Source organism: Bacillus sp. FG16 (assembly GCF_057809515.1).
Map to the genome: position 1 here is coordinate 1 of NZ_JBMDKC010000142.1, position 10,619 is coordinate 10,619.

11 protein-coding genes and 1 pseudogene are annotated in these 10,619 nt (G+C 34.8%); all 12 read right to left on the reverse strand.

Annotated features, from left to right (window positions below; genetic code table 11):
* Positions 1-829 (reverse strand): annotated as a pseudogene (locus ACODS7_RS29335) (hypothetical protein); the annotation flags it as partial.
* A gap of 133 nt (positions 830-962) precedes the next feature.
* Complete coding sequence (locus ACODS7_RS29340; protein WP_243168959.1) at positions 963-1,271, reverse strand: hypothetical protein; 309 nt, start codon at positions 1,269-1,271, stop codon at positions 963-965.
* Positions 1,265-1,753, reverse strand: coding sequence for a hypothetical protein (locus ACODS7_RS29345; protein ID WP_208742705.1), 489 nt, complete (start codon positions 1,751-1,753; stop codon positions 1,265-1,267). Before ACODS7_RS29345 ends, ACODS7_RS29340 begins: the two co-directional genes overlap by 7 nt.
* A 17-nt stretch (positions 1,754-1,770) precedes the next feature.
* Complete coding sequence (locus ACODS7_RS29350) at positions 1,771-2,367, reverse strand: hypothetical protein (RefSeq protein ID WP_208742704.1); 597 nt, start codon at positions 2,365-2,367, stop codon at positions 1,771-1,773.
* A gap of 112 nt (positions 2,368-2,479) precedes the next feature.
* Positions 2,480-2,692 carry a hypothetical protein gene (locus ACODS7_RS29355; RefSeq protein ID WP_208742703.1) on the reverse strand — a complete coding sequence of 71 codons (213 nt, stop codon included), beginning with the start codon at positions 2,690-2,692 and terminating at the stop codon, positions 2,480-2,482.
* Between the two features lie 172 nt (positions 2,693-2,864).
* Entirely contained in the window at positions 2,865-3,911 is a 1,047-nt protein-coding gene (locus tag ACODS7_RS29360; RefSeq protein ID WP_208742702.1) for a M23 family metallopeptidase, read from the reverse strand.
* A 9-nt stretch (positions 3,912-3,920) separates the two neighbouring features.
* Positions 3,921-6,116: a CD3337/EF1877 family mobilome membrane protein gene (locus tag ACODS7_RS29365; RefSeq protein ID WP_243168957.1), complete on the reverse strand. Its 2,196-nt coding sequence runs from the start codon at positions 6,114-6,116 to the stop codon at positions 3,921-3,923.
* A gap of 11 nt (positions 6,117-6,127) precedes the next feature.
* Positions 6,128-6,673: a hypothetical protein gene (locus tag ACODS7_RS29370; RefSeq protein ID WP_208742700.1), complete on the reverse strand. Its 546-nt coding sequence runs from the start codon at positions 6,671-6,673 to the stop codon at positions 6,128-6,130.
* Positions 6,674-6,693: 20 nt separating this feature from the next.
* Positions 6,694-9,267, reverse strand: coding sequence for an ATP-binding protein (locus ACODS7_RS29375; RefSeq protein WP_208742699.1), 2,574 nt, complete (start codon positions 9,265-9,267; stop codon positions 6,694-6,696).
* Positions 9,268-9,282: 15 nt separating this feature from the next.
* Positions 9,283-9,690: a PrgI family mobile element protein gene (locus ACODS7_RS29380; RefSeq protein WP_144518221.1), complete on the reverse strand. Its 408-nt coding sequence runs from the start codon at positions 9,688-9,690 to the stop codon at positions 9,283-9,285.
* A gap of 12 nt (positions 9,691-9,702) precedes the next feature.
* On the reverse strand, positions 9,703-9,972 hold the full coding sequence (locus ACODS7_RS29385; protein WP_144518223.1) for a hypothetical protein: 270 nt from the start codon (positions 9,970-9,972) through the stop codon (positions 9,703-9,705).
* A gap of 18 nt (positions 9,973-9,990) precedes the next feature.
* A partial coding sequence (locus tag ACODS7_RS29390) for a conjugal transfer protein (protein WP_488828248.1) occupies positions 9,991-10,619 on the reverse strand: 629 nt, incomplete at its 5' end.

A 10,619-nucleotide genomic window follows, 5' to 3' on the forward strand; every position in this document is an offset into this window, starting at 1 on the left:
TCCCTTTTATAAGAGCAAGCTTCCGATTGCCCTCTACTTCTTTATCGATCCATTCAATTAAACTCTTCACAGTTTGTTGAAATCGTTTTTTACCGTTTCCATTATGAACCAACATAATTCGAATATCATTGTCCGCTCTTTTACTTTTATAGGATGAAAAGGCATATACATACCCTTTTTCCTCTAACAAATTCAATCCACCTTGATCAAGATATCCCTCAACAATAAAAGAATGTTTTGGCCGTTTATTCCATATTTCTTCATAACTCCCTCTTCTATAAAGCATATTTGTAGTATATAGCTGCTTTAATGCATATTTAATCATTGCATCATCTTCACTATTCAATAATTCAATGAGATCCCCAACCGTCCGAATGTAGGTGTTCCTGGTCCCAGCAACCTGTCTTATAATAATGTTTTCTGGAACTGTTAATACTCTACCTTCTGCTATAGGCTGCTTTCCGTTCCCTTCTGTTTTTATTATTTTCTCTTTAACCTCAAACATATCACTCTCGTCAATTTCAAGGACTATTTTTTTGTCTTTTGGTACATTTCTTATTCGTTCTTTAATCGAAACAGTATCTAAAAGATACGAACAATCAGGGCAATGCCCTTCATTTGACTTTAAATAGAATGCCTGTTTTCCTGTTCTATTCACTACCTTCACATTGGCCGTACAATCACATTTTAAGTAATTCTCACAATAAAGTGTATATCCAGAAGTTTTACCCAATTGACGCATCAAGATAGCCTCTGGAGGTTCAATATACCGCGTCTCATTTTTCGAAACATACACTGCTCTAGGCATCGATTCTGTACTTCTTGCCATATTTACACCTCGCTACTATTAATATTCGTTTTAAACACCTTAACGCCCCTATACAGCTATTTTACTACAAATAACACCTATTATATTTAAAACAAATTAAAGCCCCCTTAAAATTGATTTTTAAGGGGGCTTTTCATCTTCGTTGAAATGGGAATCTTCTATTTTTATAATCGTATATAGTTTGTTTCAACAAAAAGGCTGCTGCAATCCCCACTGTACATAAAGCTATAATTGTTGCAATCACTTGTAATATCAAATAGGCTGCTAATAATTTTTTTACAAGGTACACACATGCTATTCCTATAATTAAAATTGAAAATCCATACTCATCATATTTTTTTCGATATAGCTTATCTTCTGAAAATGAAAATTTGCGATAAAAGATAAATGTAGCACCCGCAACCACTAACCAAACAAACACACCTATTATAATACCTAACATCCTATACATTCCTCACCATACTCAGCAATCAGATATATTTCATTGTCCTGATCAAGAAGGAAATGATAACAGTATGCAAATTCCGTATAGGGATGATACGGAACTTGCATACTTAAATCTTGTTTCATATCCAGTAAACGATTCTCCATTCTCACTACTTGCGAATGAAAATACTCTTCATTTTCCATATATTCTTTAAAATGTTCATCATTTGTATATACCCTTAAAACTGTGTACATCATATACTTTTCCTTTTTCTTACGAAATTTAATAGACGATTCGTCTACATTTTTGTTATAACAAAAAGCTGCCAAAATCCATGTTAATCCAAAGATAACAACAGCAAGAAAAGTACTATACGTAAACCTATACAACCAAATTGATAACAGGAGCATGACCGAAATTGATATAACAAACCAATGTCTTATCATATAAGACTTAACAATATTCCAAGCATCCACTTTCCATTTTGCAAAATCCATTTTATCACCCTTTCGATTTATGGACCCTCTGTTCCAGAATTGATTTGAAACGTGTAATCTTCAACTAGCCAATCCTTATCACCCTTTAGTAACAAATTAAGTTTCATCGTATGTTTTTCCCTTTGTACCGTGCCATTTGTATCAACAATATAATCATATTTAACAGTTACATCTGCTTTGTTATCTGCTGTTTTTGTATAATACATATCTGTTACTTCAGCATTTGTAATAACATGTAGTCCCGGAACTTGAGCTTTGTCATGTGCATCTTGAGGTGATTCAAATAACTTTTGTTCTGCCTTATCTGTTACCATCTTTTTAATTTTATCCATATTAGGATTCTGCTTTTGATTGCTATCGTATTTTAACAACGCTTCTATAAATGATTTTGCAATTCCTTGCGCTTTATCTTGTGTATTTTCTTTCAATATTTCAATGCGTTTTTCTAGCTCTTTATTATTCTGTTTTAACATCGTAATTTCAGCTGTCAATTTTCGTTTTTCTTTTTCAGAAGTATTTCTAAGGTTTTTGTTTTGTACCCACATTACAACACTTAGTAAGCAAGCTAGGGTAAACACAATAACTATTGCAATTTGAACATTTCTGTTCTCCATAACACTCAACTCCTGTATGGTTGTTTTTTCCCCTCTTCAATATCTTTACATTCTAGCGTTACCGAAGAATAATTTAAGATTTGGTAACGTTAGAAATTATTTTATTTTTGTTTCATTTACTACCTCCTGCTTGAATTGGTGTAATTATATACTCTGCTGTTTCCGTCAATGATTCCATGTCAAAAGTTATTAGTAATATAATTACAAGAACTGAGATTAATATAAATAAATGGCCCCACTTCTTTTTTAGTACTGTAAGCATCAGCACAGTTAAAAGTGTACTTATAATTACTAAACTTATAGCAAAACCGACGATATTCAACACTCCCATCCCCCACTTTCAATTAAACAACTTTAAACAAACCATATAAGCTTACCAACTTCTTGCACACCTAATGATATTAGGATACGCTCTAAATCGCGTTACAAAGCAATCTGATAATCCATTTTGGATATTTTTTGCCCATTCTGTTTTAGAACGAGCAAAAATATCTGTATTAATTTGGTAAATACGGTCCTGGATCTACTTGACCGAATTTAAAAGATGTTTTAATTTCAAAGTGCAAATGTGGGCCTGTCACCTGTCCTGTTTTCCCACAAACACCTACCTGTTGGCCAACTCCAATAGTTTGCCCTTCCTGAACAGTAAGTGACGACATATGACCATATAAGCTCCATAATCCGTTTCCATGGTTGATTACTACTACATTCCCGTAGCCCCCAAAACCAGATCCTCCTTCACCAAACTTTGCCCACTCAACAACCCCGCCTTTAGATGCTGCAATTGGTGTGGAGCCATCTTGACAAGAATAATCAATTCCTTTGTGGATTGTACCCCACCGTGGTCCAAATGGACTTGTGACTGTTGTTTGAGCAATTGGTTTAATAAAACCGTACGAACTTGCTGTTCCGGTGTCTACGACACCTCCGCCTCCTGGCTTATTGGGTTCACAATTGAAAGATAAACCACCCATGTCACTAACAAACTTCGTTACAAGTTTAGGCCACATTCCATTTGTGCCAAATGGATCGTTTGCCGCTCCAGGTGGTGCATACTTTGCACCAATGGCATCAATCGTTGTAATCCCCATTCCAATATAGTTTTTATACAGATTGCGTGCCATTGCACTAATTCCCTCTTCTAAAGTCCCAAATTTCATAAACCCTTTCATTTGAGAACTACTTGGGTCCATCAATCCACCTGGATTGTTATAGTTTTTTACAGCGTTTGAGGTACCGTTCCCTGTCTCCAACTTCGCAATAGCTGCTAACAAAACAGGATCAATTTGATTTTGTGTTCCAGCGTTCAAAAAAGCTTGCGCTTGCCCACTGAAAACCCCACCTAGATGTGGCTGTAAATCTTCTGCTGCCACGGTTTTACCACCTGGCCGACAAACCGTCAATCCGTTACTGCTAATAGGTGGTGCACCTTCTTTTTTCTCTTCTCCTTGAAGAATACCCGTAAGAAAGTAAATAAAAATCAGGGAGCAAACTATAAAAAGTATAGCTCCCAAAACTCCAATTCCTATAAACCATTTTTTCATTAGCATCACCTACTGATCATCAGCTTTAGAATCCTCATTAGACTGCCTTCTCATTTTCTCTATTTCTCGACTTCTATCAATCTTTGGCTCTTCAAATGTTGAATCTTGATTTTGTGTTAACTTAATAACATTTGACTTATTAATACGTTGGTCTTCTTTATTTTGGATTTCTGGTTGTTTTTTCAATGGAGCATTTTCTTGTGATAAATGATTTTGTTGTTTCTTCTGTAGTTGGTTAGTAATTTGATTTGAGGATGAATCATTTTCATCTTGACGATAATATCCTGGTGGTTTCGGCTGTTTTTTCAGCGGTGCATTTTCTTGTGATAGATGGTGGCTTTGTTGTTTCTTCTGTAGTTGATTAGCACCTGTATTAGATGTATCTTGTGGATTTTGGTTAAGTTCTTGTTTCTTTCCTTTCTTGATAGGAGCACTATTAACCCCATCTTTATTTTCTTTTTTAATAAGTGCATTACTTATTTCTTGCTGTTTATTTTTCATTAATACTGGTTTTCTTGAAGCAGATTCACTTGAAGGGGATGTATTGTTTTTATTTTTCTTTAAAGGAGCCACTTGTGAATTCTGATTTTGTTTTTGCATTAAATCTTGTACTCTAGAAACACGACGTTGGTCATGAGCATTTGTAGCCCTTGGACTTTGTGATCCATTAGATCCACCAGTACTAGTGGCATACGCTGGCGAATAACCACCACCTGTACCATACCCACGTTGTTGTTCTTCTTGTCTTCGTTTATTTCTAAATTCATTAACCCGTTCTTGTGTAACATTTTTTTGCTGATCTTTGTGTTTACGATACAATGTATAACCAAATAATTTTTTCTGGAAAAAGAATGCTGTTGCATAGATAATTAAAATTGCTATCACTGTCTGGCCGTATGACCAAAAATTCCCTTCCGCTACTTTATACGCTATGTTTGTAAAACTAAACATCAAGATTAGCAAAAATGTATAAACTACACGCATTGCTAAAAATGTAATTAGCTTTCCTCCCCACTGTTTTACATAACTTCTCCAAGCAGGGAAGATTCCTAATAGTAAAATAAACACACCCAATATAGCAGTAATTAAAAATGCAATACCGAAAATTTGTGTTAACACAGATAGATAGCCAACCATAGCTAAAATGACGATAGCTGGAATCCATACTAAGAAAGCTAATACAATACGTTGAGTAGTATTTTCTGGTAAAAAAAGTGAATCTTTCACATTCTTTTCTACAAATTCTTCTCGTTCTTTGCTATTTGGTTTTCCTTTTAATAGCGATTTCACTTTTTCTTTTCCAGCATCTATATTCTGATTGTTATACTCATTTTTATTTTTCGCCCCACCAATAACCGCTAAATTAGTTGTACCAAATTCCAACATAAGATATGGTTTCACAATTAGAAGGTCATGCATTAAGTTACGAATACGTGATAAGCCATATTTTGCTGATTGGGCATCTTTATATTGCGACTCTCTTAGTATCTCGTTATCTGTTGGGGTTCGTTCTGTATTTGATTTTGATTCATCCAACGAGTATGTGGAAGAAGACAGGATAGTATTTGAAATAGTATTTGCTGTACCATTTAGCTCTCGAATTACTGAATCACTATTTTGAACGTAAACAGTGAAAAATGCTGATAAAAGGGCTGCTACAATTAGACTTGTGAAAGTATTTCGAATTTCACGTTTCGCAAATGAATACACTAACCATCCAGCTGTTAAAATCAACATAAACGATAGAAACTGTCCAACTCCTGACTTTCCACCGATCTGTGAAATAAAAGCTGACACATACTCTAATGTGGCGCCAACCAAATCAAAGGTAAATGCTTGTTCCATAAGATAAATCCCAAAGTTCACCGTAACTAAATACGCATACCATATTCCATTTAACAACTCATATTGCATTGTTTGAATTTGGTTATATGCTTTTTCTTCAAGTTTAAAAATGTTAATTTTATCTAAAATACCTTCTTCCTTTTTTTTTGTCTCTATATAAATATCTAATTCATAATGATCAATTGGATATTCATTATATTTTACAATCGGAGCCGAAGTTTCAGGCAAATTACTTTTAGGGGTTAACTCATCCATTACATTAGGAGCTTCAGCTGATACACTAGGAATATTAAAGGACATAAAACATATGATAAACATTATCAAAATCCCAGAAAACAGAAATGGAAACCACTTTTTCATAGCTACACCTCTTATTCTTTTTCAATTGGTTTCGGCTCTAATTCTTCTTTCATTTGCTGACTCATGCCTTTAGCATAATACTTTGTATAAGGAACTATTTTATCTCCTCTAGTAATCGCAGAATTCGGAACAAATCTATAATACCGTTCAACCATATATTTACTTCCTTGTTTTTCTACCTTTAAATCTAAAATTTTATTCTCTTGTGTACGAATATCTTTAAACTCAATCCGATAAACAAATTTCTTATCCGTAATCACTTCATATTCTAAAACAATATAATTTTCAATTTTCTTATCCTTAATTACTTCATAATCTGAAGCAATATTTTTTTTGGCGTCCTCTATTTTGCTATAACTTCTTCCATTCCCATTATCTATTTCCATCTCAAAAGCTTTATCAGTTGCTCCCTGATTCTGATATGTGGCATATTCTAATGCTGTACTACAGGCTTTTGAAGCTTCACAACTTAATATTTTTTTGTCAGAGTGTACGGAAGAATCATCCGCACATCCTGACAACAATACTGCTATTATCATTACAACAAGCTTTTTCATTTGTTATACCCCTCTACGTTTTATTGCATGACTTCCTCTCTCTTTTCTAGCTGTTCTTTTTCCTGTTTGGCTATTTCTCGTATATCCTTAGATGTATCAAAAGCATCAAATAAATGATCTTGTAAAACGCGCATTTGCATAATTCCTGTACGCTTTTGTAAATCTCGAAATACACAATATCCAGATGACAACTTTGGTAAAACACCTTCTAGACCACTTGAATCATCCAATCGTAAGAACTGATTAATTGCTTCGATATCACGTGATTCATCCGTACGAAAATGGAATGACATCCCGATTTGCCCTCTCATACCTTCTGGAATATCTGTCAAATTCTGAGTCATTAACAGGATTGGTGATAATAAACTTCGCCCTTCACGAAACAATTTATCTATTAGGCGTTCTCCAGCTGGGTTTTGAAAAAAATTCCACGCTTCATCTATTGCGATCATGGTTAAATCATTCGGGAACATCTTCATAAATCTGATCATATATGCTGTTAAACTAAACAGAATTGCAACAGAGATAATATTGTCCTCTGAATATTCTTCTGGCGGTGTATCTTTGTTTGGTAAATGTAAGTTATCAACTTGAAGAACATTTAATTGGTTAGCGTAATTTAATACATTATCGGTATTCGTTGGTTCTGCAAAAATAAGTCGCGCTAATGAGATAGATTCTAATTCCTCTAAAGTACTCGCTAAGTTTAAAGCAATGTTTCTTTTTTCTTCTGTCATTTCTGTATCTGTAGCAATCATTCTTAATTCTTCTTTTACAAAGCGGATAGAAGGATTCTTACGTTTTGCCACTTGTCGAACAGCCCTTGCCACAACGGAACTTTGCATACTATTATTTCGGATATTAATATTTAAAAGATAGTTAATAATTTCTCGTGCAATATCTGAGGCATCTTGACGATTTTCAAATAGGAGGAATGGATCTAATTTTCCTGCATCCTCATCTTTATTTGTAAAAGAAATAAAGTTAAGTTCTGTGCCCAGCTCCGTTAGTTTTTCATCCCAATGACATAGGTTTTTCCTCTCTGCTTTTGGATCCAGCAACATGACTTTCGCACCAGCAAGAGCTGATTCATAAGTAATATGATTACCTCCAACGGATTTTCCGCCACCCGTTTTCCCTGTAAGAACCATAACTAGAGACTGCGTTGCAACTGTACCAGAGGCGGCCAATCCAGGCATATAATAAACTGGCTTTCCTTCTAAAGTCCTTGCAAGATATGCGCCATAGTCATCTCCTAACTCTTGACGATTTCCAAAAAAGCTGGCGGTGACCGCATTCACGTCTACATCCTGTATAAATTCTGTTACATATCTTTTCGATCCTGGAAGACACTCCATCAAACTACGTAGTTGTAAACCATAAGTATTTTGCAATCGAAAACCAATTGATGCATATTCTTCAATTAAATCCTTTACACGTACAGACAGTAAATCTAGGTCGGGTGCACTAACTGCAAAAATCGCACTCATCAAGTAACTTCCATCTCGTTCCTTTTCAACATTTCCAATGACTTCTTCAGCCAATGCCAGCCCTTCATATACATTAGAACTCGCATTTTCATTAAATTGCGAAAGATGGTTTACTTGATCTTCTAAGTTAGCTTTCTGACGTCTTAATTTCCCTAATCTTTTATCTGGACTTTGATAAGTCATTTTCAAGCTAACACCCACACCAAATGGTAAATTCCTAAGATTTTCAAGCCAACGTATGTCTGGAAAATAGATGGTATCAGGCATTTTTACAAGGTGTAAATAAGAGACATGTGTTTGATGATTCACTCCTTTAGCATCAGTTTGATGCAAAGTAAGATGTCGTCTACTTTTTGGATTTTCAATTCCTGTCATCTGTAAATTCAAGACTTCATCCTTCGTTTGTACACGTGCAATAATTTCACCTTTTTTATTTGTAATAGGGGTAAATCTTTCTTCCCACCCTTTCCATCCTTGCGGATATCGTACACCTAAATTGAACATCCAAGGGATTAATCTCCCCATTTCTTCACAACTGAGTGATTTAAAATGAAAAGGAAGAGTTTTTAATACATTATCTACATCCCTGCCTGCTCTTAAAGCCCTCTGAAGGCGTTCCGCTGTTAAATAAGTACTTTTCCCCTTTACCTTGGAAATCTTTTCTTTCAACCAGTCCGAAACATATTCAAAAATTTCTTTAAAGGACATATCATCGTCTTCATCCGCTGCTGTACCTTTTGAAAGTTCAACTCCAATATAAAATTCACTCTTATTCTCTTCTGCCCCTAACTCTGAGCTGGTTTTTAAATAATCAAAAATTGCATTTACATGTTCTGTCGCAACTACACGAAGATTCCCACGTACTGCTTCTAAATATTGCTCTCTTACATCATCAAGTGATTGCCTGACGGGAACGATGATACAATGAATTTCCCTCTTTATTTCTTTAAACAACCGTCTTAAATCTTGAAAATGAAGAGCCAATTGGTTCTCAGAATCAAAACTTGTATGAAACCCTCCAGATTTGTACCATTTCTGTTCACGTCCATCTTCTGTAAAAATGGTATTCCCACACACAGCAGCAATATCACTTTGAAGTTTCATATGCCCATCTCCCCTTTACATTTTCGAACGCTGTAAACGAATCTTCCCTTTAACATAAATCATTTTTGTTTGTTCTACTTCTTCAAAACGTATCATCTCTTTCGGTTCTTGCTTGGTTCTTCGTTTAATATAGTAATATCGTAAAATATTCATATTTTCTCTTGTTTGCCCACCAATTAAATATCCAAAGAAGCTGGGTAAAATGATATTTAATACAACAAAACGAGCTACTTTATTATCAATTACAGGTGCTGCCACAATAAAAAGCGGTAAACTAACAAAAAATAAAACCAAGATAAACAATATTTGTGTCACAGTAAGGGCAAAAGGAAGTTGAAACCCTTCCTTGCCCCCTGCAAGACCTCGAATCAAATTTGGTATACGCCACAAAGTACTCGTACAATATCCCTTGTACCTATGCATCTTCTGACACCCTTAACCTTTCAACCCAAAGAACTTCAAAAGACTATCCCCTAAAGAAACAATATTATCCGGACCATATACAAATACTCCAAGAATACTGCCAACCACCAAGATCCCAACTGCCGCACGAAACTTTTTAAATGCTACTAATCCTACAATAATAATTAACACTGCCCACACATAGATTGTTTGAATTGTACTTAAAACATTACTATTCCCACTACCTTTAACACCTGTTATATCGATATTCCCTAACATTAATACGTCTAATAGATGTTGCATTCCAAATCATCCCCCTTTTTATTTCACTTCATAAGATATTGGTTGCATCTTCAATATCTCAAATTTCCCTTCTCCTTTACGGTCTAATGTAAATTCAAAGCTGTGTTCTGATATGACTCCTGAAACAGGTTGTTTCAATTTCACACTACACTGTACAAGAAATTGTTTTTCTTTTTTCATCGGATATACATTTACATCTTCAACTTTCACGTATTCCATCGAACCTTGTAGAGATTGAATATCATTTGACTTTTGGAAGAAAAATTTAATCTCATCACCACGGTCTTTTGCTGTATATGCCTTAAAAAACGATTCAAAAAATTTTCTTACCTCTTGTTCCGATTTCATATCCTTTGAAAGATTGGCATATTTACTCTGAATAGATTTATTTACACCAACTTTCGGCATATATGGTTGAGGTAGATCTACAACAGTGTATCCATCTGACGAACCCTGAACTCGAATGAGATAGTACAATCGGCCCTGTTTTTTATCTGGTGAATCCTTTGGTGTAAACTCTGTGGTAACGTCTACATATACATTTGCTTGATCTTCTCCAGCACTTTCAACTTCTAAAATGCGGCTACCTTTATAAATTTGCTCACCATTTAAAGATTGATAATCGATACCAGCATCTTTATCTAATC

Bases quoted from the DNA above. Each gene is read 5' to 3' on its own strand.
- ACODS7_RS29380 (WP_144518221.1), bottom strand. From the start codon at position 9,690: ATGCATAGGTACAAGGGATATTGTACGAGTACTTTGTGGCGTATACCA.
- ACODS7_RS29350 (WP_208742704.1), bottom strand. From the start codon at position 2,367: ATGGAGAACAGAAATGTTCAAATTGCAATAGTTATTGTGTTTACCCTA.
- ACODS7_RS29360 (WP_208742702.1), bottom strand. From the start codon at position 3,911: ATGAAAAAATGGTTTATAGGAATTGGAGTTTTGGGAGCTATACTTTTT.
- ACODS7_RS29375 (WP_208742699.1), bottom strand. From the start codon at position 9,267: ATGAAACTTCAAAGTGATATTGCTGCTGTGTGTGGGAATACCATTTTT.
- ACODS7_RS29345 (WP_208742705.1), bottom strand. From the start codon at position 1,753: ATGGATTTTGCAAAATGGAAAGTGGATGCTTGGAATATTGTTAAGTCT.
- ACODS7_RS29340 (WP_243168959.1), bottom strand. From the start codon at position 1,271: ATGTTAGGTATTATAATAGGTGTGTTTGTTTGGTTAGTGGTTGCGGGT.
- ACODS7_RS29385 (WP_144518223.1), bottom strand. From the start codon at position 9,972: ATGCAACATCTATTAGACGTATTAATGTTAGGGAATATCGATATAACA.
- ACODS7_RS29365 (WP_243168957.1), bottom strand. From the start codon at position 6,116: ATGAAAAAGTGGTTTCCATTTCTGTTTTCTGGGATTTTGATAATGTTT.
- ACODS7_RS29370 (WP_208742700.1), bottom strand. From the start codon at position 6,673: ATGAAAAAGCTTGTTGTAATGATAATAGCAGTATTGTTGTCAGGATGT.